This window comes from Burkholderia sp. KBS0801 (assembly GCF_005937855.2).
GTDB lineage: Bacteria > Pseudomonadota > Gammaproteobacteria > Burkholderiales > Burkholderiaceae > Burkholderia > Burkholderia ambifaria.
In genome coordinates, this window is record NZ_CP042179.1 from 499,841 (window position 1) to 523,586 (window position 23,746).

The following is a 23,746-nucleotide window of genomic DNA, read 5'->3' on the forward strand; positions in this document are numbered from 1 at the left end:
GTTATTCTGAGCGAATTTGATGCTAGGTGCTTTGTGGGCATGATGCACAGCTCACACTCGACCTGTCTTCAGTGCCTTTCCCCCATCTATGCCCCATTCCAATTCGATTCAATGCTCGCCGCGCGCATCCCGCCCTCGTCTGAACGCCTTGGACGAATGGCTCATGGCGCCGCCGTTACCCGGCAGGCTGGATGGATTCAGGCGCTTTGTTCGAGAGTTTTTCTTCTTCGGCCTGAAGGAAGCGCGTAGTTGTCTGTTCGCGGGGCTTTTCTTCCTGGCGGTGTTCGCCACGCCGCGCGCCGGGCTCTGGGGCGTGGCGCGTTACGATGTACTACTAGTCGCCGCACTGCTTATTCAAGTGGCCATGGTTTGCACGCACCTGGAGACGCTGGACGAACTCAAGGTCATCTCGCTGTTTCATTGCGTGGGTTTTGCGCTGGAGGTGTTCAAAACCTCGGGCAGCATCCAGTCCTGGGCTTATCCCGACCCTGCCTACACGAAACTATGGGGCGTGCCCTTGTTCTCGGGCTTTATGTATGCCGCCGTCGGCAGCTACATCATCCAGGCCTGGCGGCTATTCGATCTGCACATACGTCATCATCCCCCGCACTGGATGGCGGCGCTGATCGCAGCGCTTATCTATGTCAACTTTTTTACCCACCACTATATTGGCGACTATCGCTGGTATCTGGCAGCCTGCGCTCTGGGCCTGTATGCTCGGACCACCGTGGTGTTTCGTCCGCTGGATCGAAACTACCAGATGCCCTTGCTTCTGGCATTCGTTCTCATTGGCGGTTTTATCTGGCTGGCCGAAAACATCAGCACCTTTGCGGGTGTATGGCGCTATCCGAATCAGATCGGAGCATGGTCGGCAGTGCACGTGGGCAAATGGAGCTCATGGTCCATGTTGGTCATCATGACCTTCACTATCGTGGCCAATCTCAAGCATATCAAGGAGCGCATCCACGTGCCGCGCTGAGGTAATCGTCAATGACCGATCCTGGTGACGCGAGTCGCGGCGGCGGCGATGGGTGGCATTCCTTCTTCGACGATCGTGTTCACGTGTCCGCTGGTTGCGACATTCCAAATGCGCTCTATGGCTGGCCCCCCGTCCCGGAAAACAATGTGGCGAACCGATTTTGTCGTCTTCCAGAATAGCTAAATTCTTCTGATTATCGAGGGTCTATGGATTTGCTGGCGGCCATGCGAATTTTCGTGCGGGTAGTCGAGCGTGGCAATTTATCGAGGGCCGCGAAAGATCTCGGCCTCGGCCAACCGACCGTTAGCGATCGCGTCGATCGACTCGAGCGGTTTCTCGGCGTCAAATTGCTGCTCCGGAACACGCGTGCGGTGTCGTGCACCGATGAAGGCATTCTGTTCTATCAACGCAGCAAGATCGTGCTCGACGCGGCCGACGAGGCGCGGGCCGTCGTCACGCTCGGCAACAACATCGTGCGTGGGCGCATTCGCATTGCCGCACCACACGGGTTCGGCGAAGTCGTGCTGCCGGAAATCCTCGCGGTAATCCGCGAACAAAATCCGCAGCTCCATATCGATCTCGTCCTGAATGACGAAATCACCGACCCCGTCACCGAGGGCGTCGATATTTCATTGCGGCTCGGCCAGATCGGCGATGGCAATTTCGTCGCGCGTCGATTGGGTTACGTACGACGCGTTCTGGTCGCGTCGCCGCTTTATATCGAAAAGCACGGGCTGCCAGAGGAACCGACCGACATCGTCGGGCATCCATTCATTCGCGTCACGGGGCTCTTCAACGACGGCCAGCTTCGCTTGATGAGCTCGTCGAAATCGGTGCGGCCGACGCCGATCAACGTCGTCATCAGCACCAGCCACTGGCGGCCGGTCTATGAGCTGTTGCTGAACGGCGCGGGTATCGGCGTCCTTCAGGAACACGTCTGCATCGACGCACTGGAATCCGGCCGGCTCGTCAGGCTGCTGCCGGATTACACGGTACCGGGATTCGACCTGCATGCGCTGCTGCCGGTCACTCGGCCCGTCCCTTCGAAGACACAGGTCGTCATGAAAATCATCGAGGAGTATCTGCCAAAAGTGATGGCGCGAACTGCGGACGGCGCGCTCGATATGTAGCGCGCCGCGCAAGCAAGCAGCGCGGCGCCGATGGCCCGGGCAGGCCACCGAAGCCTGCGAAGGTCGCGCCCGGGCCGCATCGCGGCAGCGATGCGCGCACCGGTAGAACACACATCAGTCGTAGGCGCGCGAGCCGACGGACACGATCGGCACGGACCACTTTCGGCCATACGCCAGCATCATCACGAAGCTGAGGACAAAACTCAGGCCGCCGACCATCAGCAGGCCAAGCTCGCCGAGCACGGGCAACAGGTTGGTGAGGAAGCCCGTCACGACCCAGGCGATCGCCATCACGGAGCCGGCGACGCCGAGCGCCCAGCCCTGCCGGTCCGCGCTCACCGCGTCCGAATACGCGGTGTACATGGTGGTGTATGCAACCATGTCGAAGCAGCCGACCACCATGCCGAGCACCCAGAGCGTGTTTTCATGCGGAAACAGCGCCGACAGAACTTGCCCGATGCCCGCGATCAGCAGGCCCGTCTTCGCGATGTCGACGACGCTCCAGATTTTCAGCATCAGCCGCACGATCACCATCAGCCCGAACACGAAGGACATGCCGATCAGGCCGCTGAACAGGCCGAGCTGCGAGCTGGTGTAATGAAATTTCGTCTGCAGCACCAGCATGATCGTCTGCAGATACAGCCCGTAGCCGACCTGCATCAGGAAGAACACGATCGACAGGAACGCGACGCGGCGGTGCGTGCCGGCCTGGTAGATGATCCGCAGCGGCATCAGCAGGTCCACGCGCGTGTTGCCGGTCGGCGCGACCACGTTGCGATATGACCAGAACGTCCAGAGCCCGCAGACGACCGACAGCGCGGCGACCAGCAGGAACGGCGTGCCGTAGTTGAAGAACGGTGCGATCGTGCGGTCCGACGTGACGCCGCCGAGCACGGGGCCGACGATGACGCCCGCGCTGAACGCGATCGACATGATGCTCATGTTGTACGCCTTGGTTTCCGGCGTGCTCACGTCCGTGATCGCGGCCTGCGCGATCCCCTGGCAACCGGCCATCAGCCCGCTCAGGCCGCGGCCGATCAGCAGCAGCGCGATACTCGGCAGCAGCGCGCCGACCGCCATCAGGAAGTAGCTGAGCGCCAGGCCGAACACGCACAGCAGCAGGATTTTCCGCCGGCCGTAGCCGTCGGACAGCTCACCCATCAGCGAAGAGCCGAAGAACATGCAGAATGGATAGACGCCGTACCCGAGCCCCAGGTAGAAATTGCGTAGTTGCGGACTCGTATCGGCCCCGATGATGCCGGATTGGGGGTCGGTGAAGATCGCCGCCATGATCGGGTACACGAGCCCGAATCCCATTGCGTCGATCGCAATGGCGAGCAGGCATGGACCCAGTAGTTTGATATTGAGTTTGGACATGAATGGCCTCGGTAGCAACGTGACGGCTACAGTAGTCGAAGGCCGGTTTTGCGAGTAGAGAGGTATCTGCAATAGAAATTATCGTAGTTACCGATAACCCGCGATTTCCTTTCAAAAATGCAGGGAAGGCTGACCGCATTCTCCGGGGACGCTCACGCAACAACGACGAACACCAGCACCGCACGTGATGCATCGATCGCGCGATGGGCGCTGAGATGAATCTGCATCTGCCCTACCCGCCGCGCCAGCCCAAGCCGCCCTGTGAGGCCAACGAGCGCAACGGCGCCCAGCGGCAAATCCCCCCAACTTGCTGATTTCGGTCAACCGTCTCTCGCAGGTTCGGGCTGCAATCGAATTACCGTCCCGTCGACCCCGCTGAGGCGATCCATGAAACTGACCTTTCTCGGCGCGACCGAAACCGTGACCGGCTCGAAGTACCTGATCGAACACGGCAGCCGGCGCGTGCTGGTCGATTGCGGCCTGTTCCAGGGTACGAAGAACCTGCGGAGGTCCTCACGTGGCTCGGCACGATGCAGTGCGCCCCCGTCCGGACCTTCATCACGCATGGCGAACCCGCTGCCGCGGATGCGTTGCGGCGGCGTATTGCGGAGCGCCTGCATTGGCCGTGCGAGGTGCCGGCTTACGCGCAATGCGTCGATCTGGACGAAGTTGCAACCGGCGGTGCGCAGGAATCCGCCGTGCTTTCGTCATGACTGACGGCAATGCGGCGAATCGCGGAATGCGCGTGACGGGAAGCAGATGCTTGCGCCAAATCCCGTCGCGCGCGATGCACTCCGAGCGCGTGATCCGCGCCACGACCGACGACAACCGAGCGCGCGCCCCACTCACCGCGCATTCGCGAACAACTGCACCACGACGCCGCGCAGCCAGCGATTGCCTGCTTCATGGTGATATCGCGAGTGCCAGTGCTGTCGAACCGCAAAGCCCTCGACCTCGATCGGGCAAGCATGCACGGTCAGGTCATTGGCCTGGGCCAGCGTCTCGCCGATATGGCGCGGCAGCGTCGTGATCAGGTCCGTGCTCTGGATGATCGCGCCCAAACCCAGAAACCCCGGCAGCCCCAGCACGACCTGACGCTCGATGCGCTCCCGCATCAGCGCCTGGTCTAGAAGCTGCGCGCCCGTTCCGGCCGTAATGGCCACATGGCCTTCCGACCGGTACTGTTTGACGCCGAGGCGCCCGCGAATCCTCGGATGATGGCGATTGGCCAGGCACACCCAGTCCTGGTCGTACAGTTTCTGCTGGTAGATGCCACCGCCGAGCCACGGCACATAGCCGATCGCGAGATCGGCTTCGCCCGACTCGAGCGCCCGTTCCGTGTTGCCGTCGATTCTCGCCGCCTCCAGCCGGACGCCCGGCGCCTGCGCGCGAACGTGTGCGAGAAGCCGCGGCAGCAGCGTGATGTGGCTCGCATCGGTCATGCAGATGCGAAACCGGCGCTGGGCAGTCGCCGGGTCGAACGCGATTTCCCAGGCCGCGAAGCGCCGCAACGATTCGAGGATTTCCCGGCACGGGCCGATGAGCGCGTCGGCCTGCGGCGTCGGCGCCATGCCGCCGGGCGTTCGGATGAACAGCGGATCGTGAAGGTGTTCGCGCAAGCGCCCGAGCCAGATGCTGACGGTCGGCTGGCTTTGTCCGAGTTGCTCGGCCACGCGGGTGACGCTGCGCGCGTCGTACAGCAAATCGAAAAGCTGGAGCAGCTTCAGGTCGGGAAGATCGGTCGGAATCATCGCATTATTGTCCATCGCAATAACGTCATTGTAGTCATTGCATTGTCAGCATGACGGGCAACTTCTATCGTGCAGCGATACGTCAACCCTGCATGACATCGGAGAAACCCATGAAGATTGCAATGCTGGGCGCCGGCGCGCTGGGCTGCGCGATTGGCGCCGCCCTGACCGAAGGCGGCCACGAGACCTGGCTGATCGCCCGCTCGCCGTCGCACGTCGGCGCGATGTGCCGCGACGGCCTCCAGGTCGACGATACGAGCGGATCCCGGCGCGTCCGCGTCCGCGCGACGACGCAGGCGGACGACGTCGGCGTGGCGGATCTGGTGATCGTGCTGGTCAAGTCATTCCACACCGACGCGGCCATGCGCGGCGCGCAACGGCTGATCGGGCCCGATACGTTGGTGCTGTCGCTGCAGAACGGCCTCGGGCACGAGGACATCCTCGCCGACGTCGTCGGCCGCGAGCGCGTGCTCGCGGGCAAGACCTACGTCGGCGGCGTGCGGCGCGGCGACGCGCATATCGAATCGGGCGTGGCCGGCAAGCTGACCTTCATCGGCGAACTCGACGGCCGCATCACGCCGCGCGTCCAGGCAATCGCCGATGCGTTCAACGCCGCGGGCCTCGCGACGACCGTCAGCGACAACATCGTCGGCACGATGTGGGACAAGCTGCTGGTCAACGTCGCCACGGGCGCGCTCACCGGCATCACCGGCCTGACCTACGGGCAGCTCTACGGCGAGCCGCTGCTGAAGTCCACGTCGCTTGCGGCCGTCGCCGAGGCGATCGGGGTCGCGCAAGCGGCCGGCGTCAAGTTGTCGATGACGGACCCGGAGCAGGCGTGGACGCTCGCCGCGGAGGGCCTGCCAGCCGCGTTCAAGACATCGATGCTGCAAAGCCTGGAGAGAGGAGCGATGACCGAAATCGACTTCATCAACGGATCGGTCGTGCGCTGGGGACAGCGGTACGGCGTGCCCACGCCGGTCAACGCGACGCTGGTCGCATGCATCACGGGAATCGAGCGCGCGATGACCGATCGCCAAGCGAAGGAGGTGATCGCATGAGCGCCACGAAAGCTTATCTGGAGCACGTCGCCATCTGGGTGAAGGACATCCATTGGCACATCCGCTTCTTCGAGGACGTGCTCGGCATGACGATGCGCGAGGTGGACGGCACCGTCGACGCGCCGCGGCAGTACTGGACGCTCGGCGGCCTGCAGTTCATCCATGCGCCGGGCTGGGACGGCCCCGAGGGCCGGCTCGGCCATCTGGGCGTGATGTGCGAGGACCTGGAAGCCGCGCTGGCCGCGGCGCAAGCGTACGGCGTGACCGACATGCCGCAGGGGCGGAACTGGCTGCGCTTGCCGGATGGCCTGGCAGTCGAACTCATTCAGGCAACGCCCGCCTCCTGTGTCGCGCAGGCGCTGGCGATCAACCCGCGGACGGAGGCATGACCATGACGATCGTCGAAAAGTACTGGGACGATGCCCGGGAGGGCGACGCATGCACGAGTCCGACCTACACGGTCACCCAGGCGCGCATCCTCGCGTACGCCGACCTCACCGGCGACCACACGCCGGTGCACGTCGACGAGGCGTACGCGAACGCGAGCCACTTCGGCTGCCTCGTCGCGCACGGGCTGTTCGGGCTGTCGATCGCCGACGGCCTCAAGACGCAGAGCGACTACCGTTTCCTGCCGGGCATGTCGCTCGGCTGGACCTGGGACTTCCTGCTGCCGATCAAGGTGAACGACGTGCTGCACGTGACGTTCCGCGTCGGCTCGATGCGGGCGAGCAAGAGCCGCCCGGGCTGGGGCATCGTCGTGCTGCCGTCGGAGCTGATCAACCAGGACGGCCAGGTCGTCCAGCGCGGCGAGCATCGGTTGATGGTGCCGCGCCGGCCGGGAGCGTTCTGATGCAGGCCCGCCCTCTCGAAGGTATTCGCGTCGTCGACTACAGCCATTTCCTGGCCGGCCCCTATGTCGGGCGCTGCCTCGCGGCGCTCGGCGCCGAAGTGATCAAGGTCGAACGCCCCGGCACCGGCGACGCCGGCCGCCAGCATGCGACGGTCCTCGACGACCAGCAAAGCGGCTATTTCCTGCAGCTCAACATGGGCAAGCGCGGCGTCAGCGTGAACATGAAGGACGCGCGCGGCAAGGCATTCATGCAGCGGCTGTGCGACTCCGCGGACGTGTTCATCGAGAACTACCGCCCAGGCGCGCTGGACAAGCTGGGGCTCGGTTATGCGGAGTTGTCGGCCCGCAATCCGGCACTCGTCTATTGCTCGATCTCGGCCTACGGACATACCGGCCCCGATGCGCATCGCGCGGGCTTCGGGCTGATCGCCGAGGCGAAGAGCGGCATCATGCAGATGGTCGGCACACCGGGCGAGCGGCCGCCGCTGCTGCGGATCTCGCTCGGCGACATGTACACCGGCATTCACGCGGTCGCGGCCATCAACGCCGCACTGTTGGGACGCGTGAAGAGCGGCCGCGGGCAGCACATCGACATGGCGCTGTACGACACGCTGGTCTCGATGCACGAATACGCGGTCCAGTGCTACACGCTGCAAGGCGTGCTGCCCGAGCAGACCGGGCACGACATGCCGACGTCGACGCTCTACGGCGTGTTTCGCGCGGCGGACGGCGATCTCGTGATCGCCGCGCAGGTCGACGATGCATGGAAACGCTTCGCGATCCTGATCGAAGCGCATGGCGGACCGGCCGGCTTCGGCGCCGACACGCGCTTTCACGACAGCGTCGGACGCAACGCGCACCGCGTCGAGATCCTGTCGGTCGTCGAGCCGTGGGTGGCCGCCCGTTCGGTTGCGTCGGTGCTCGACCTGCTCGATCGCATCGACGTGCCGTGCGCGAAGGTACAACGCATCGACGAGGTACTGGCGGATCCGCAGATCCAGGCGCGTGGCATGGTCGTCGAGCAGGAGCACCCGCGCTACGGCACGCTGCGCCTGCCGAATCTGCCGTTCCGGTTCTCGGATTGCGATACGACGATTCGCGACGTCGCGCCCGATCTCGGGCAGCACAACGCCGACGTCGCCCGTTCGCTCGGGTTCGAGCCCGCTGAAATCGACGCAATGCAGGCCGATGGTGTTCTCTACTCAAAAGCGAGCCAACGATGACTGACCAGTACGCGGTGATCGGCAACCCGATCGGACACACGAAATCTCCGCTGATCCACGGCATCTTCGCGCAAGCGTCGCGGCAGGACCTGCACTACTCGGCCATCGAAGGGCCGCTCGAGCCGGAAGGCGCGTTCGTCGACGTGGTGCGGGCATTTGCCGCGCGCGGCGGCAAAGGCATCAACATCACCGCCCCGTTCAAGCTCCAGGCGTTCGCGATGTCGGACGAACGCAGCGAGCGCGCCGCGCTCGCCGGCGCGGCCAATGCGCTGAAGTTCGAAGGCGGACGCATCCTGGCCGACAACTTCGACGGGATCGGGCTCGTGCGCGACATCGAAATCAATCTCGGCCTGCCGATGGCCGGCAAACGCGTGCTGATGCTCGGCGCCGGGGGCGCGGCGCGCGGCGCCCTGCTCCCGTTCCTCGCGGCCGGCCCCGCCGAGATGGTGATCGCGAATCGCGACGTCGACAAGGCGCGCGCACTGTCCGCCCAGGTCGCCGGACGCGGGCCGCTGGCGGCGTGCGGCTATGCCGATCTCGTCGCGATGGGACGTTTCGATCTGGTGGTCAACGCCACGTCGGCGAGCCTTGCCGGCGATCTGCCGCCCGTCCCGCCGGGCGTGTTCAGCCCGACCGGAGCTGCGTACGAGCTTGCTTACGGCAAGCGGCTGACGCCCTTTCTCCGGCTCGCACGCAATGCGGGCGTGCGCCGCGTCGCGGACGGCGTCGGCATGCTGGTCGAGCAGGCCGCCGAAGCGTTCGCGTGGTGGCGCGACGTGCGTCCGGAGACGGCTACCGTGATCGAGCGGCTCACGGTCCCGCTCGACTGAATGCGGTGCGCGAGCGCAGCGCGCGCGCTCGCGTTCCGATCAATGCGGTCAGTGCTGAATGCCCCAGCGTCGCACCGTCACACGCTCGAGCGTGTCGAACACGAGGTGCTCCACGAGCAAACCGATCACGATGACGGCCGCGAGGCCCGCGAACACGCGATCGGTGTACAGCTCGTTGCGGTTCTGGAAGATATACCAGCCGAGCCCGCCCTGCCCGGCGCTCGCGCCGAACACGAGTTCCGCCGCGATCAGCGTGCGCCACGCGAATGCCCAGCCCACCCGCAGCCCCGACAGGATCGACGGCAGCGCGGCAGGCACGAGGATCAGCGCGATCTGCCGCGCGCCGGTGAGGCCGTAGTTGCGCCCGGCCATCTTCAGCGTGGCCGGCACGCCGGCAAAACCCGTGTACATGCTGAGCGCGAGCGGCCACAGCACCGCGTGCACGAGCACGAACAGCAGGCTGCCGGTGCCGAGCCCGAACCACAGCAGCGCGATCGGGAGCAACGCGATCGACGGCAGCGGATTGAACATCGCCGTGAGCATCGTCAGCACGTCACGGCCGATGCGTGTCGATACCGCGAGCGACGTCAGCACGAACGCGAACACCACGCCGAGCGCATAGCCGCGCAGCAGCACCGACATCGAGATCCCCGTCTTCACGAGCAGTTCGCCCGACGCGATGCCTTGCACGAACGCGGCCAGTGTCGCGCCGACGGTCGGCACGAGCAGATCGTTCGCGACGATGCGCGCGATGACTTCCCACGCGGCGATCAGCACGAGCGCGACGACGAAGCGCCGAAACGCGCTCGCCCCGGCGATGCGGCGCACCAGCGGCGCGGGCGCCGCACGTTCGGCGTCGGGCGGCGTATCGAGCGTGCGTACGTATTCGGCGCGAACGGGCGGCAGCGGCGGCAGAGCCGGATCGATCGTGCTCATGATGCCGTGGCCTCCGTGGTCGATGCAGGATGCGTTCCGCTCGCCACGTCGGTGTCGAACAGCAGATGATGAATCCGCGCGACGCTGTCGCGGAAATCGCCGCCGCCGACGCTGTCGAGCGAATAGTCGTGGCTGTTGAGCTCCGCGCGCACGCGGCCCGGATGCGGCGACAGCAGCAGGATCCGGTTGCCGACGACGAGCGCCTCCTCGATCGAATGCGTGACGAACAGCAGCGTGAAGCGGAATTCGTCCCACAGGCGCAGCAATTCTTCCTGCATCTTGCGGCGCGTGAGCGCGTCGAGCGCGGCGAACGGTTCGTCCATCAGCAGCACGCGCGGCTGCATCGCCAGTGCACGCGCGATCGCGACGCGCTGCTTCATCCCGCCGGACAGCGTATGCGGATACGCATCGGCGAACGCGCCGAGCCCGACCTTGTCGAGATAGTGCAGCGCACGCTCGCGTGCTTCGGCGCGCGACAGCTTCGCGGCCGCGCGCAACGGAAACGCGACGTTCTCGACGACCGTCTTCCACGGCGGCAACTGATCGAACTCCTGGAACACGACGATGCGGTCGGGGCCCGGCCCGTGCACGGGCCGGCCGTCGAGCGCGATCGAACCCGACACGGGCTCGATGAAGCCGGCGATCGCCTTCAGCAACGTGGACTTGCCGCAGCCCGACGGGCCGAGCAGCACGAAACGGTCGCTGCCGTACACGTCGAAGCTGACCTGATGGGTCGCGCGGACGATCCGCGCACCGCTCCGGTATTCGAGGCTCACGCGATCGATCGCGAGCAGGCGCTCGCTGTGCGCGCCTGCCGGTGCGGCCTGCGGTGCGGGCCGGCTCGCGGCGCGCGCGTCGGTGGCGGGATGGGCGGCCGGCGCAGCCGCGCCGCGCGCCGCATACGGCGGCAACCCGATTCGGGGAGAAGTGGCGTTCACGATCGAAACTCTTGGCGGGAAAGCATCAACATACGGCGGCGCGGCGCGGGACCCAACCAACGATTGCGCATATCGAAACCGCGTCGACGCATAAGCATCGATCGCGATGTCGCAACGACATCGCTCAACTGCCACCGGCCGTCGCCGGATCGTCGAAGAAGTAGTCGCGCCACGACTTCGGCTCGTTGCGGATCGCGCCGGTGCGATACATGAACTGCGCGAGCTTCAGCGTGTTCTGCGGGGCCGTCTTGAACTGCACCTGCGGATTGCGCAGGATCTTCAGCAGCAATGCGCGATCGATCTTCGACCCGTTCACGCGGATATAGGTATCGGCCGCGCGCTCGGGATCGGCGGCGATCTGGCGGGCCGCGTCGGCGAGCGCGGCGACGAACGCGCGGTACGTCTTCGGATTGTCGTCGCGGAATTTCCCGGTCGCATACAGCACCGTCGCGGAACTCGGGCCGCCGAGCACGTCGTAGGAATTCAGCACGATGTGCGCGTTCGGATTGCCCGCGAGTTCCTGCTCCTGGAACGGCGGATTGCCGAAGTGGCCCGTGATCACGTTGCTGTTCGCGAGGATCGCGGCCGTCGCATCGGGATGCGGGATCGCCTGGGTCAGCGGATCGAGCCGGTCGAACTGCTTGTCGCCCCACTGCTTCGCGGCCGCGTACTGCAGCACGCGCGACTGCACCGACACGCCGACGGCCGGCACCGCGATGCGGTCCTTCGCGCCCAGGTCGGCGATCGTCTTCACGTTCGGGTTGCTGCTGACGAGGTAATACGGAAAATTGCCGAGCGACGCGACGCCCTTCACGTTCTGCCGGCCGCGCGTGCGGTCCCACACGGTCAGCAGCGGCCCGACGCCCGCGCCGGCGATATCGATCGCGCCCGACAGCAGCGCGTCGTTCACGGCCGCCCCGCCCGACAGCCGCACCCAGTCGACCTTGATGTCGACGCCGGCCTTGCGTCCTTCCTTCTCGATCAGCTGCTGGTCGCGCGCGACGTTCAGCATCAGGTAGACGACGCCGAACTGCTCGGCGATGCGGATGCGGCCTTCCGCGTGCGCGGCTTGCGGCGTGCCGGCGGCGGCGAATGCCAGCGCGCCGGTGAGCGTGGCGGCCAGCGCGCGGCGCGCGAGCCGGGTCGTGCGGCGCAGAGCCGGCGAAAACGGAAACGACATCGGAACTCCAGTCAGGATGGGGGCAGCGGGACGACGACGCGCGACGCTCAGAACGGCGCGTCGCCTTCGATCGTCGTGCGGTACAGCTTGCGGCGCAGATGGTCGGGCGTGCCGGCCGCCAGATGCATCAGCGAGCGGTTGTCCCAGAACACGAGGTCGTGCGCGCGCCAGTGGTGCCGATACAGATGCTCGGCACGCACGCTATGCGCGAACAGTTCGTCGAGCAGCGCGCGGCTTTCGTCTTCGGGCAGATCGACGATGCGCGTCGTGAAATGCTCGCTGACGAACAACGCCTTGCGGCCCGTTTCCGGATGCGTGCGCACGACCGGATGCACCACCGCCTCGACTTGCGCGATCTGCTCGGCCGACAGGTTCGGCCGCCACGGGCTGCGCGCCTGCAGCTCGGCATAGCGCGCCAGATACGTATGCTCGGCACGCCGCCCTTCGACCGCGCGACGCAGGTGCGCGGGCAGCGTATCCCACGCGAGATGCATGTTCGCGAACAGCGTGTCGCCGCCTTCGGCCGGCAGCTCCTGCGCATGCAGCAGCGAGCCGAGGCTCGGCTTTTCCTTGTACGACAGATCGGAGTGCCAGAAATGGCCGGCGTCGCCGAGCCCGATCGGCCGGCCGTTCTCGACGATGTTCGACACGATCAGCACTTCCGGATGCGCGGCCAGCGCGAACTGGTGCAGCACATGGATCTGCAGCGGGCCGAAGCGGCGGCTGAACGCGACGTGTTCGTCCGGCGTGATGCGCTGGTCGCGAAACACCAGCACGTGATGGTCGAGATGCGCGCGATGGACGCGCGCGAAATCGGCGGCGCCGAGCGGTTGCGACAGGTCGATGCCGACGACTTCGGCGCCGAGCGGCGCATCGAACGGGACGATGTCGAATCGCTGCGCGCCGGCTTCCGGCGGCAACGCGGCCCGATGGCCAGCGGACGTCGATGCGGCGCGGATGGCGGAAGTCGTCACGATACAGCCCCTGATTCGGTAAAAATGCGAATCTACGAGCGCGTGCCGGATTGCGTCAACGAAGCGATTCCGATACGTTTATCTGCTGCGGCGATAAAGGATCGGTGCTCAAGCGACGGGCCGTGCCGGCCGGATCGCGCACCTATCTTGCACACCGCGTTTCCAGAATTTACAAAACCGGTGGCGTCCGGCACCGCCCGCGGGCCGCCGAGGCCCGCGCCGCAAGGCCGCCGGACCTCCCCCGAGCAGGCGGCACGCAGCTTGCTCACATCGGCCCGGATATGGCGACGGCGACGGCAGTGGGACGCCGGCCGCCACCGGCAATCGCCTGGTCGTGAGCTATGACACCTGACTCTCCCCTGCTGGAATCGGCCCTGATGCGGGCCGATCATTTCGTCCAGTTCTACGAATCCGACGAGCAGCTCGTGTCGGAGGTCGCGTCGTTCGCTGCCGATGCGTTGCGCGACGGCGGCAGCGCGATCGTGATCGCGCGAGCCGACCGGCTCGCGGCGGTGCACGAACGCCTGGATGCGCTCGGCACGGCCATCGGCGCCGCGGCCCGCGACCGGATCTTCATGTCGAGCGCGCAGGCCCTGCTCGACAGCTTCATGGACGGCGACCTGCCCGATCCGGCGCGCTTTCGCCGCTCGGTCGGCACGATCGTCGAAGCCGCGGTCCGCGCCGGCCGCCCCGTGCATGCATTCGGAGAAATGGTCTCCCTGCTGTGCGCGCAGGACCGATACGTCGGCGCCCTGCGACTGGAAGCGTTATGGGACGAACTGATCGCGCGCTACCGCTTCTCGCTCTACTGCGGCTATTCGCATGACGCGTTTCCGAGCGCCGAGCAGTCGGAGATGTTCCGCCACGTGTGCTCGCTGCACCGCCGCATCCTGCCCGCCGCGTCGCTGCGCAACGACGAAAACGAGCTGCACCTGACGCTGGCGCTGTCCCAGCAACGCTCGCGCGCACTGAGCGACGAGATCCGCCGCCGCGAGGACGCCGAACAGCAACGCAACGGCGTGCTGATGCATGCGCCGTTGCCGATCGCGCTGCTGTCGGGCCCGGAGCACCGGATCGTGCTCGCGAATCACCGCTTCTCCGCGCTGTGCGGCCGGACCGACATCGTCGACCGGCCGCTGACGTCGGTGCTGCCCGGCGGCGACACGCCCGCGATCGTGCTGGCGCTTGAAACCGCCCGCGAGCAAGGCTGCTCGACGACGATCGGCGAGCACCACGACCGGCCCGAACCGGACGGCGCCGCCCGCGTGTACCGGCTGCATTTCAATCCACAGCCGCTCGCCGAGGGGCTCGGCGTGATCGTCAGCGCGGTCGAGGTGACCGAGCACGTCGCCGCGCGCGAGAAGCTCGTCGCCGCGAATGCCGAGCGCGACCGGCTGCTGGGCGAACTGCGCGACGCGAACCAGGCGAAGGACCAGTTTCTCGCGGTGCTCGGCCACGAGCTGCGCAATCCGCTGACGCCGATCTCGCTCGCGCTCGAGCTGATCCGCAACCGCGACGGTCAGGCGACGCCGAACGAGATCGCGATCATCCAGCGGCAGCTCGATCACATGGTCCGGCTGATCGACGACCTGCTCGACGTGTCGCGCATCACGCGCGGCAAGATCACGCTGAAGAAGGAATCCTTGCGGCTCGCGGACATCGTCGACCGCGCGGTCGAGGTCGCCAGCCCGCTGCTCGAGCAGCGCCGTCACCGCCTGCATGTCGACGCCGATCCCGACGCGCGCTGCCACGGCGACCCGGTACGGCTGTCGCAGGTGGTCGCGAACCTGCTGACCAACGCGGCGAAATACACGATGCCGGGCGGCGACATCACCGTGCGCGCGACGCACGGCGCGGACGGCGCCGCGATCATCGAGGTTTGCGACAACGGCGCCGGCATTCCGCCCGACCGCCTCGACAGCATCTTCGAGCCGTTCTACCGGCTCGACGGCGAAACGAAGCAGGCGCACGGCGGCCTCGGCATCGGCCTCGCACTCGTGCGCAGCCTCGTGAACCTGCATGGCGGCACGGTGCGCGCGGACAGCGCCGGCCCCGGCTGCGGCAGCACGTTTACGATCGCGCTGCCCGAATACCGGCCGAAAGCCGTGGCGGTGGTCACGCCGCAGCCGCCGCCGGGCATCCGCGAGTTGGCGCCGGGCAGCACGGGCCGGCGCGTGATGCTGGTCGACGACAACGAGGATGCCGCGTCGACGCTCGCGCAATGGCTGCGTGACGCCGGCCACGAAGTCGCCGTCGTGCACGACCCGGTGACCGCGCTGGCCGCCTACCGCGCGTACCGTCCCGACGTCGCGATCCTCGATATCGGGCTGCCGGTGATGGACGGCTACGAGCTGCTGCGGCGGCTGAAGGCGATCAACGAAGTCACGACGTGCATGTTCCTCGCGCTGACCGGTTATGGCCGCAGCGCGGATCGCGAGCGCTGCCTCGCCACCGGGTTCCTGCAGCACTTCGTGAAGCCGGTCGATCCGGCCGCGCTGCATCTCGCGATGATGCTGCCCCGGCCGGGCGGCGATGCACACGACGGCACGGGCGCCGAAGCCGGACGCTGACCGCGACACGGCTCCGGTACATGCGCGCCGGCGACGGCGGGCGGCGGCGCGCGGCTCAGTTCTCCGATGAACAGCGGACCGACGTCAGCCCGGCCGACTCGAGAGTCCGGATCAGTTGCGGCAGCATCACGTCGGTGTTGGCCTGCTCGCGCCACTGCACGAGCAGCTCCTCCTCGCGCAGCGCACGCGCGACCGATTCGTGAAAGCCGCGCGTGCGGCACGTGAATCCCGCGGCGTGCAGCCGGGTCGTCAGCCGCTCGCGCGCCGTCGAGCCGAGTTCGTATTCGACCGTGACCCGCGCAGTCCTGACGCCGCGCAGCCGTTCCTCGACCAGCCGCAGCGGCCACACGACGAGCAATGCGAGCACGAGCCCGAGCGCGCCGAGCGACAACTGGCCGCCGCCGATGCACAGTCCGATGATCGTGACGAACCACAGCGTCGCTGCCGTGGTCACGCCGGAGACGAGGCCGTCGCGATGCAGGATTGCGCCCCCGCCGATGAAGCCCATCCCGGTCAGGATGCCGAGCGGCAGCCGCATCGGGTCGATCACCGCAAACGCGCCCTCCGGCTTGCCGGCCTGCATCAGCAGCGCATTCACCTGCAGCATCGCCAGGCACGCGGCGAGGCAGACGAGGATCGTCGTGCGAAGCCCGGCCGTCTTGCCGGCTTCACTGCGATCGAGGCCGACCAGCCCGGCCGCGACGAGCGCCAGCGCAATCCTGAGGAGAGCATCGGTCCAGTGAAGTACGACCGGCATCGGCTCCATGCGCGCCTCCATGCAAATCGTCATGCGAGATGCGTCGCGGTACGACCGCGGACGACACTGCCGGGGCGCAAGGTTCGAGCCCGGCCGCGCGAGCAGTGCGCGACGCCACATCCCGTTCTCGGTGTATCCGATCGGATACGGCCATAGCCGCACGCGGCGATTGAACGCTCCACCGTTTCCGATCGGGTACGAAATGACGCACCGACTTGCCGTGAACAGATCTTCGTTCCTGAGTGGATACGAAATGGTGCCCTGGCCGGCGCGTTGTGCGATACTGTTCCCGATCAGATACGAAGCACGGAGAACGTCATGTCGGAGTCCCAGTCCGTCGACACGATCGGCGCGCTCGCCCACCTCATTCGCGCGACGCGGCTCCAGCAGGGGTTCACGCGCGACGAACTCGCGAACGCGACCGGGCTGTCGCCGAAATTCATCAGCCAGGTGGAAGCCGGAAAGCCGACCGCGCAAATCGGCAAGGTCATGCTGCTGCTCGGCGAACTCGGCGTGCGCCTGTACGCGGAGTCGTCGGTCGAGATTTCGGAAGCCACCGCGCTGAAGGCCGCGCAACGCCGCAGGAGCAGCCATGGCGGCTAGAACGCTGATCGCCTCCGCCAACGGCGTGCGCATGGGCACGCTGACCGACGACAAAGGTATCTGGTCGTTCGCATACGATCCGCAGTGGCTCGCGTCCGCGGCCGCGTACCCGCTGTCGCCGGCGTTCGCGCTGCGCGCGGATACCTTCACCGACACGTCGACCGATCGCCCCGTCCAGTGGTTCTTCGACAACCTGCTGCCCGAGGAAGGCATGCGCACGTCGCTCGCCCGCGAGGCGAAGGTCGATGCCGCCGACGCATGGGGCCTGCTCGCATACTTCGGGCGCGAATCGGCCGGCGCGCTGACGCTGCTCGCCGACGGCGAGCGGGAAGCGCCCGGCAGCCTGCAGCCGCTGTCGCTCGACGAACTCGAACGCCGGATCCAGGCGATGCCCGAGCGCGCGCTGACGGCCACCGCGCCCAAGCGCATGTCGGCGGCCGGCGCGCAGCAGAAGCTGCTGCTGGTGTTGCGCGGCGACGCGCCCGACTACACGCTGTACGAGCCGGTCGGCAGCGAGCCGTCGATGCATCTGCTCAAGCCGGACATGCGCGCGGCCGGCTACCCGCACTCGGCGATCAACGAATTCTTCTGCATGAAGCTCGCGAGGAAGATGGGGCTCGACGTGCCCGACGTGCACTTCCTGCGTGCGCCGTCCGCGTGCTACGTGATCGACCGGTTCGATCGCGACGTCGCGTCGGCGCCCGCTGGGCGCGTGCATACGATCGACGCGATGCAGCTGCTCAACTACGACCGCGGCTTCAAGTACCAGCGCGCGAATGCGCAGGAGCTGGCGCGCGCGATCGAGCGCACCAGCACGCGCGCGCTGGCGCGCCTGTCGGTGTTCCGCTGGACCGTGTTCAACGTGGTGGTGGGCAATGCCGACGCGCATCTGAAGAACCTGTCGTTCTTCGTCGACGCGCGCGGCTACCGGCTCGCACCGTTCTACGACATCGTCAGCACGGTCGTCTATCACACGCCGACGCACCGGCCCGACCATCGCGGCGATCATTGGCCGCACTGCGAACTGACGATGCCGCTCGGCAGCGCGACGCGGTTTGCCGATATCGATGTGGATGCGTTGATCGCATTCGGCGAGGCGCTCGGGCTCAGAGGCAAGGCGGCGGCCAGCGAACTGCGGCGCTTTCTCGAGCCGCTCGATCGCCACGTCGCGCAGACGCTCGACGAAGTGCGGGAAATCGCGCGGCCGGACGCCGGGGAGATGCGGTTGCTGAATTCGATCGTCGCGATGCCGATCGCGGAGATGGGGCGGGCGCTTCGGTCGATGCGGGATTGAGCCGGGTTGGGTGGAAAAGCGCGCCGGCGGGCACTGCGCTTCGCCGCGGGCCTCCCCCGCCGGGACACCCGCTCAGCGGCGCACCGCGAAGGCGTCGACTCCCGTCAGCGCAGCGGAGTGCGCCCATAGACGCTCGGCCGCCTCGGGATCGATCGCGTGCGGCCGCACGCCGGCCTCCTCGTCGCCGCACGTGACCACGGCGACATCGCAAATTCATCGCTGACCGGCGGGCCAGCAAGCGTCACGGATGTTCGATGGCCACGAGCGCGTCGAACGCGTCGGCTTGCGGAAACGCCGCCCACGATTCTGGTCCCGCCTCGATTTCCTCCACCGTCAACAGGCACGCATCGAGTTCGCGGCGCAACCGTCCGTGATCGATCGACTGCCCGATGAACACGATTTCCTGCCGGCAATCGCCGACCGGCTCCGCCCATTTTTCCAGCACGCCGGCGCGGCGATAGTCGTCGCGCGGCCAGTCCGACTGCGGCACGAATCGCCACCAGCGGCCGACATAGCCCCACTGGAACCGCCCCCCCGTCTGCACGAGCATGCCGATCTCCTCATGGCGGTGCGCAGCCCATGCATAGCCCTTGCAGCGAAGTAACCGGCCGTTGGTCCACGGCCGCCGCAGCCAGGCGAGCAGGCGCGCCGGATGAAACGGCGCACGTTCGCGATAGACCCACGATCCGATTCCGTATGTGTCGGACTCCGACGGTCGTGGGTCGACCTGCATGTGGCGCATCCATCCCGGAGATTCGACGAGCGCCGGCAGGTCAAAGCGCCGGGTATCGAGCACGTCCGACGGATCGATTTCACCGTCCTGCATCGGCAGAATCCGCGCGGATGGATTCAACGACGCGAGCACCGCGCGCAGCCTGTCGAAACCCGCATCGCCGATCCGATCGAATCGGCTGACGAGGACGACGTTCGCATACTCGACCTGTTCGATCAGCAGGTCCGACAGCTTGCGTGGCTGCCCGGTTTCACTTCCGTCCGAGGCCGGTTCTTCCGACGTGATCATGTCCTCGAACGTCTCGCCGTTGACTACCGTGACGAGCGTATCGAGCCGCGCGAGTTCGCTGAGGCTGAAGCCGTCGCGATCGAGGAACGCGAACGTCTCCGCGACCGGCATGGGCTCCGAGATTCCAGTCGACTCGATCAGCAGGTAATCGAAGCGCTGTTGTCGCGCGAGCGTGCTGACCTGATCGAGCAGATCGGCGCGCAGCGTGCAACAGATGCAGCCGTTGCTCATCTCGACCAGTTCGTCCACGCCGCGATGCAGCTCGACGTTGCGTCGCACATCGTCGGCGTCGACGTTCACTTCGCTCATGTCGTTGACGATCACGGCCACCTTCAGGCCGGCGCGATTGCGCAGGATGTAATTCAGCAGCGTCGTCTTCCCGGCGCCGAGGAATCCGGACAGTACCGTCACCGGAATCCGCGCCGGCGGGCCGGCCGGCGCGGGTTGATTCGCCAGCGCATTCATGCGCGCGTCTCCGGCGCGCGATCCAGGTAGCCTTCGAACAAATCGGCCACGACATAACCGTCGTCGGCGGCGTCGTCGCCCCACAGATCCCTCACGCGGAATTCGACGTGATAGGTCGGCTGATGCGCGGCGCCGGTGTCGCCGTGACCGATCGCGTCCGGGAACGGCCACGATTCGGTCGTCCGGTGCAGCACGACGCCTGCCTTTCCTCGCACGTAGCCCGGTGCCCGGACGTGTCCGCTCACGTATTCGTCGCGCACGACGACGCGATCGCCGACCTCGAACCGCGTCGCGCCGGCGGGCGCCGCCCGGCCGACGGAATGCGACGGATTCGCGAGCCGGAAGTGCGAACCGAGCGCGCGGTCGAGTTCGTCCTGCGTCAGCACGCCGGTTTCGACGAGCAGCGTCGCGGTCGCGATCACGTAGCGTTCGTAGTAGCGCGTGCCGACATGCTGGCGCACTTCGATCCGTTCGACCGCGTGACGCACTTCGTCGACGCTGAACTTTTTCAATTGATCGACACCGACGAACATCAAGCTGTATGCGAGATGTTCCCAGTCTTCCTTGAAGACCGGCTTGTAGCCGAGGCTGTTGATCGTGTGCGGCACCTCGCCGAAGCCCTGGAATCCGCCGAGGTCGTGAAAGCCGTCCATCTGTGATCTCCGAAATGAAGGTCGATAAGGGAATGCGGCGCGGATCAGCTCGCGCGCGGCAGCGCGACGCCGATCAGCACGTCCTTCGTGACAAGCGTTCGCAGTTGTTCCTCGGTCATGTGCTCGGTGCCGGCGGGACGCACGGGCAGCACCAGGTAGCGGCTTTCGGCCGTCGTGTCCCAGACCTTCACGACGACGTCGTCGGGCAAGTCGGTACCGAGTTCGCGCAGCACCGTGCGCCCCTCGCGGACGAGCCGCGCGCGGTATTCGAAACCCTTGTACCACTCGGGCGGCAGCCCGAGCACCGGCCAGTTCGTGCACGAGCACAGGCTGCAGACGATCACGTTCTTCAGCGTCGGCGTATCTTCGAGCGCGACGATGTATTCGCCCTGCGGGCCGGTGTAACCGAACTGCGCACACGCGGCGGTACCGTCCTTCAACAGCAGCTCGCGAAACCCCGGATCGGCCCACGCGCGCGCGACGATCCGCGCACCGTTGGCCGGGTCCCAGGTCGTCGACATCAGTTCCGTCAGGCCTTCTATATAGCCGTCCGGGATCAGGTTTTTCTCTTTCATCACGCGAAACAGCGCCCAGGCGCGTTCGCCGGGTGTCGATGCTGTTTCTGCAGAGTGGTTCGCGCTCATCGTGGGGCTCCTCGTGGTGGTTCGGGTCGACCGCCGCCACGCCGCTGCTTCCCTGGCGGGGCGCGGACACGTCGTATCGGTCACGCTCGACGAGTAGGTTAAGAAGAGAAAAAGCGCGGTTCTTTGCCGGCACGGATCGGAAACTGTGCTGAGACGGATCCGACACCTGCCTTTGTTGCGACTGCATGGCATCGACGGCAGAGGCCCGCCACAACCAATTTCTTGTTCCGCCGGAAAACAGAATCGCGGATTTTGCCTCCCTATTCTCATCCTCAAGCGACGGCCGTTCGGTGTCGCGAATCGTCGGCGCACCCGATGCGCCGATGGATAACAGCGTGCAGCACACCACGACTCCGGCGTCCGGCAACGGCGCGCGTGCGTCGCACATCGGACGCGATGGTATCTGCGCATCCAGGCAAGGGGCATGATGGACAACGTCAACAGAATGAAACTGAAGCGAATCGCGCACTGGATCGGCGCATCGCTGCTGGTCGTCGCGTCGCATTACGCGGGCGCGGTCGAGGTCGATCCGGGCGACTACGAGCAGTATCCGGTCGGCGCGACCATCGGCGTGCTGTATTACAACTATTCGGCGACGAACGCGTATTACGCGAACGGCAGCAAGACGTCGAATTTCGACCTGCAGTCGAACATCGGCATCGCGCGCCTGCTGCACGTATTCCAGCTGACCGACCGGCTGACGATCGATCCGCAGGTGCTGCTGCCGTTCGGCCACGTGAGCGGCTTCGGCAATGCGAGCGCGCTCGGCAGCACGACCGGCGTCGGCGACGTGATTCTGACCGCGCCGCTGAAATTCCGCCTGAACGAAGCGAAGGACGTGATCGCCGCGACCGTCTACCTGTATGCGCCGACCGGAAGCTACGACCAGAACCGCGGCCTGAATCTCGGCGCGAACCGCTGGTCGCTCGACTTCCAGGCCGCGTACGTGAAGCATTTCTCGGCGCAGTGGGCGCTCGACCTCGTCGGCGACGCGATCTGGTACGGCAACAACACGTCGTACGGCGCAAGCGGTGCGACGCTGCATCAGCGGATGAGCTACAGCGCGCAGGCGATGGTTCGCTACATGCCTGATCCAGGCACATCGCTCGGCTTAGGGATCACGCAATTCTGGGGCGGCGAAACGCGCGTCGACGGTGTCGACGGCCATGACGCGCTGCGCACGACGCGGATGCGGCTGACCGCGTCGAAGTTCGTGACGAAGGCCGACCAGGTACAGGTCCAGCTCGGCACCGACCTGAGCGTGCGCAACGGGCCGAAGAACAGCCTGCTCGTCGGCCTGCGTTACGCGCACATCTTCTGACGATGAGCCGGCGCCGGGTTCTGCTTCCGGCGCATATCGATTCGTTTTACCGACAGTTGATTCGTCGACACCCGACTCCCTTTCCAATGAGGCCATGCATGGAATCCGCAATCGATAAACACCTGGTCTGCCCGCGCACGCTGTCACGCCGTGTCGCCGACGACTACCAGCCGCCGTTCCCGATGTACGTCGCCCGTGCGGCGGAAGACCTGAGCCAGGTCGTGATGGGCTATTTCGGCGTGCAGTATCGCGGCGCCGACAAGCGCTCCGTCGCACTGGCCGCGCTGCGCCGGATCGTCGCCGATTTCGATGCGCCGGACGGCCCGGGCAATCATGATCTGACGCAGCACACCGACAACCAGGGCTACGACAATCTGATCGCCGTCGGCTACTGGCGCGACCCTGACGCATACGCGCGCTGGATCGCGTCGCCGGCGGTCGCCGAATGGTGGGCATCCGACGCGCGACTCGCGGACGGCATCGGCTACTTCCGCGAGATCGTCGCGCCGCGCGCGGAGCAGTTCGAGACGCTGTACGCGTTCACGAACGATTTTCCCGGTGTCGGTTCGATCATGGACGGCGTCAGTGGCGAGATCGAGGAACACGGTTACTGGGGGTCGATGCGCGACCGGTTCCCGATTTCGCAAACCGACTGGATGCATGCGGACGGCGAATTGCGGATCGTCGCGGGTGATCCGGCGCGCGGCGGCCGCGTGGTCGTGCTGGCGCACGACAACATCGCGCTGATCCGCTCCGGGCAGGACTGGCGTGCGGCCGAAGACGACGAACGCCGGCTGTATCTCGACGAGATCGAGCCGACGCTTCGCAGCGGGATGGAATTCCTGCGCGACAACGGCGTCGACGTCGGCTGCTATAGCAACCGCTACGTGCGGTCGATCGATCTCGACGGCAATCTGCTCGACGAGAGTTACAACATCGGCCACTGGCGCTCGCTCGACCGCCTCGAGCGATGGGCGGAGTCGCATCCGACTCATCTTCGGATCTTCGTCACGTTCTTTCGCGTCGTCACCGGGCTGTCGAAGCTGCGGCTGTATCACGAGGTGTCCGTATTCGACGCGAAACATCAGGTCTACGAATACGTGAACTGCCATCCGACAACCGGGATGATGCGCGACGCCGCCGCCCGCTGAATCGTGCCGGCGCCGCGCAGTGCGGGCGGCGCCGCCTT

22 protein-coding genes and 1 pseudogene are annotated in these 23,746 nt (G+C 66.3%); 13 read left to right on the plus strand and 10 right to left on the minus strand.

Going from position 1 to position 23,746, the window contains the following annotated elements; all coding sequences use genetic code 11:
- Positions 1–163: 163 nt before the first annotated feature.
- Both FFI87_RS31785 and FFI87_RS31790 read left to right on the plus strand, forming a co-directional pair.
- Positions 164–979, plus strand: a complete 816-nt coding sequence (locus tag FFI87_RS31785; protein WP_012372561.1) for a DUF817 domain-containing protein — start codon at positions 164–166, stop codon at positions 977–979.
- A 206-nt stretch (positions 980–1,185) separates the two neighbouring features.
- Entirely contained in the window at positions 1,186–2,109 is a 924-nt protein-coding gene (locus FFI87_RS31790; protein WP_138850454.1) for a LysR family transcriptional regulator, read from the plus strand.
- Positions 2,110–2,223: 114 nt separating this feature from the next.
- Here the strand turns inward: FFI87_RS31790 and FFI87_RS31795 are convergent, their stop codons facing one another.
- The gene (locus FFI87_RS31795) at positions 2,224–3,486 is read right to left on the minus strand and encodes an MFS transporter (RefSeq protein ID WP_138850455.1); all 1,263 of its coding nucleotides are present in this window, start codon (positions 3,484–3,486) and stop codon (positions 2,224–2,226) included.
- Positions 3,487–3,992: 506 nt separating this feature from the next.
- On the opposite strand from FFI87_RS31795, the pseudogene FFI87_RS31800 reads away from it, so the two are divergent.
- Positions 3,993–4,199: pseudogene (locus FFI87_RS31800) on the plus strand (MBL fold metallo-hydrolase RNA specificity domain-containing protein); the annotation flags it as partial.
- 132 nt (positions 4,200–4,331) lie between these two features.
- Here FFI87_RS31800 and FFI87_RS31805 read toward each other — a convergent pair.
- Positions 4,332–5,252, minus strand: a complete 921-nt coding sequence (locus FFI87_RS31805; RefSeq protein ID WP_041490262.1) for a LysR family transcriptional regulator — start codon at positions 5,250–5,252, stop codon at positions 4,332–4,334.
- Positions 5,253–5,347: 95 nt separating this feature from the next.
- Between FFI87_RS31805 and FFI87_RS31810 the strand changes: the two genes are divergently transcribed.
- The 5 genes from FFI87_RS31810 to aroE are packed head-to-tail and all read left to right on the plus strand — an operon-like array spanning position 5,348 to position 9,201.
- The gene (locus FFI87_RS31810; protein ID WP_138850456.1) at positions 5,348–6,298 is read left to right on the plus strand and encodes a ketopantoate reductase family protein; all 951 of its coding nucleotides are present in this window, start codon (positions 5,348–5,350) and stop codon (positions 6,296–6,298) included.
- The gene (locus tag FFI87_RS31815) at positions 6,295–6,687 is read left to right on the plus strand and encodes a VOC family protein (RefSeq protein WP_012372566.1); all 393 of its coding nucleotides are present in this window, start codon (positions 6,295–6,297) and stop codon (positions 6,685–6,687) included. Before FFI87_RS31810 ends, FFI87_RS31815 begins: the two co-directional genes overlap by 4 nt.
- Positions 6,688–6,689: 2 nt before the next feature.
- The gene (locus FFI87_RS31820) at positions 6,690–7,148 is read left to right on the plus strand and encodes a MaoC family dehydratase (RefSeq protein ID WP_011661399.1); all 459 of its coding nucleotides are present in this window, start codon (positions 6,690–6,692) and stop codon (positions 7,146–7,148) included.
- A complete protein-coding gene (locus FFI87_RS31825) occupies positions 7,148–8,371 on the plus strand; it encodes a CaiB/BaiF CoA transferase family protein (RefSeq protein WP_105786879.1) in 1,224 nt (407 codons plus the stop codon). Before FFI87_RS31820 ends, FFI87_RS31825 begins: the two co-directional genes overlap by 1 nt.
- Positions 8,368–9,201, plus strand: coding sequence for a shikimate dehydrogenase (gene aroE, locus FFI87_RS31830; RefSeq protein WP_138850457.1), 834 nt, complete (start codon positions 8,368–8,370; stop codon positions 9,199–9,201). The genes FFI87_RS31825 and aroE overlap by 4 nt, the downstream gene beginning before the upstream one ends.
- Positions 9,202–9,249: 48 nt before the next feature.
- On the opposite strand, the gene FFI87_RS31835 is transcribed toward aroE, so the two are convergent.
- From FFI87_RS31835 to FFI87_RS31850, 4 genes are all read right to left on the minus strand, one after another.
- Positions 9,250–10,137, minus strand: coding sequence for an ABC transporter permease (locus FFI87_RS31835; protein WP_012372570.1), 888 nt, complete (start codon positions 10,135–10,137; stop codon positions 9,250–9,252).
- Positions 10,134–11,075: an ABC transporter ATP-binding protein gene (locus FFI87_RS31840; RefSeq protein ID WP_012372571.1), complete on the minus strand. Its 942-nt coding sequence runs from the start codon at positions 11,073–11,075 to the stop codon at positions 10,134–10,136. Before FFI87_RS31840 ends, FFI87_RS31835 begins: the two co-directional genes overlap by 4 nt.
- 124 nt (positions 11,076–11,199) lie before the next feature.
- On the minus strand, positions 11,200–12,255 hold the full coding sequence (locus FFI87_RS31845; RefSeq protein ID WP_138850458.1) for an ABC transporter substrate-binding protein: 1,056 nt from the start codon (positions 12,253–12,255) through the stop codon (positions 11,200–11,202).
- A 47-nt stretch (positions 12,256–12,302) separates the two neighbouring features.
- The gene (locus FFI87_RS31850) at positions 12,303–13,229 is read right to left on the minus strand and encodes a TauD/TfdA dioxygenase family protein (RefSeq protein ID WP_011661405.1); all 927 of its coding nucleotides are present in this window, start codon (positions 13,227–13,229) and stop codon (positions 12,303–12,305) included.
- A gap of 377 nt (positions 13,230–13,606) precedes the next feature.
- Here FFI87_RS31850 and FFI87_RS31855 point away from each other — a divergent pair, with 377 nt between their 5' ends.
- On the plus strand, positions 13,607–15,799 hold the full coding sequence (locus FFI87_RS31855; protein WP_138850459.1) for an ATP-binding protein: 2,193 nt from the start codon (positions 13,607–13,609) through the stop codon (positions 15,797–15,799).
- 55 nt (positions 15,800–15,854) lie between these two features.
- Here the strand turns inward: FFI87_RS31855 and FFI87_RS31860 are convergent, their stop codons facing one another.
- Positions 15,855–16,565: an MgtC/SapB family protein gene (locus FFI87_RS31860; protein ID WP_138850460.1), complete on the minus strand. Its 711-nt coding sequence runs from the start codon at positions 16,563–16,565 to the stop codon at positions 15,855–15,857.
- 309 nt (positions 16,566–16,874) lie between these two features.
- Here FFI87_RS31860 and FFI87_RS31865 point away from each other — a divergent pair, with 309 nt between their 5' ends.
- Positions 16,875–17,159, plus strand: coding sequence for a multiprotein-bridging factor 1 family protein (locus FFI87_RS31865; protein ID WP_006752887.1), 285 nt, complete (start codon positions 16,875–16,877; stop codon positions 17,157–17,159).
- A complete protein-coding gene (locus tag FFI87_RS31870; protein ID WP_012372576.1) occupies positions 17,149–18,453 on the plus strand; it encodes a HipA domain-containing protein in 1,305 nt (434 codons plus the stop codon). Before FFI87_RS31865 ends, FFI87_RS31870 begins: the two co-directional genes overlap by 11 nt.
- Positions 18,454–18,694: 241 nt before the next feature.
- Here FFI87_RS31870 and FFI87_RS31880 read toward each other — a convergent pair whose 3' ends face one another.
- Genes FFI87_RS31880 through nthA form a run of 3 tightly spaced genes read right to left on the minus strand, consistent with a single transcriptional unit; the run spans position 18,695 to position 21,236 of the window.
- The gene (locus tag FFI87_RS31880; RefSeq protein WP_138850461.1) at positions 18,695–19,939 is read right to left on the minus strand and encodes a GTP-binding protein; all 1,245 of its coding nucleotides are present in this window, start codon (positions 19,937–19,939) and stop codon (positions 18,695–18,697) included.
- Complete coding sequence (gene nthB, locus FFI87_RS31885; protein WP_138850462.1) at positions 19,936–20,592, minus strand: nitrile hydratase subunit beta; 657 nt, start codon at positions 20,590–20,592, stop codon at positions 19,936–19,938. Before nthB ends, FFI87_RS31880 begins: the two co-directional genes overlap by 4 nt.
- 44 nt (positions 20,593–20,636) lie before the next feature.
- The gene (gene nthA, locus FFI87_RS31890) at positions 20,637–21,236 is read right to left on the minus strand and encodes a nitrile hydratase subunit alpha (RefSeq protein WP_012372579.1); all 600 of its coding nucleotides are present in this window, start codon (positions 21,234–21,236) and stop codon (positions 20,637–20,639) included.
- Positions 21,237–21,660: 424 nt separating this feature from the next.
- On the opposite strand from nthA, the gene FFI87_RS31895 reads away from it, so the two are divergent.
- Together FFI87_RS31895 and FFI87_RS31900 are read left to right on the plus strand one after the other, a co-directional pair.
- Positions 21,661–22,557: a transporter gene (locus FFI87_RS31895; protein WP_012372580.1), complete on the plus strand. Its 897-nt coding sequence runs from the start codon at positions 21,661–21,663 to the stop codon at positions 22,555–22,557.
- 98 nt (positions 22,558–22,655) lie between these two features.
- Complete coding sequence (locus tag FFI87_RS31900; RefSeq protein WP_012372581.1) at positions 22,656–23,708, plus strand: phenylacetaldoxime dehydratase family protein; 1,053 nt, start codon at positions 22,656–22,658, stop codon at positions 23,706–23,708.
- The last annotated feature ends 38 nt before the right edge of the window (positions 23,709–23,746 follow it).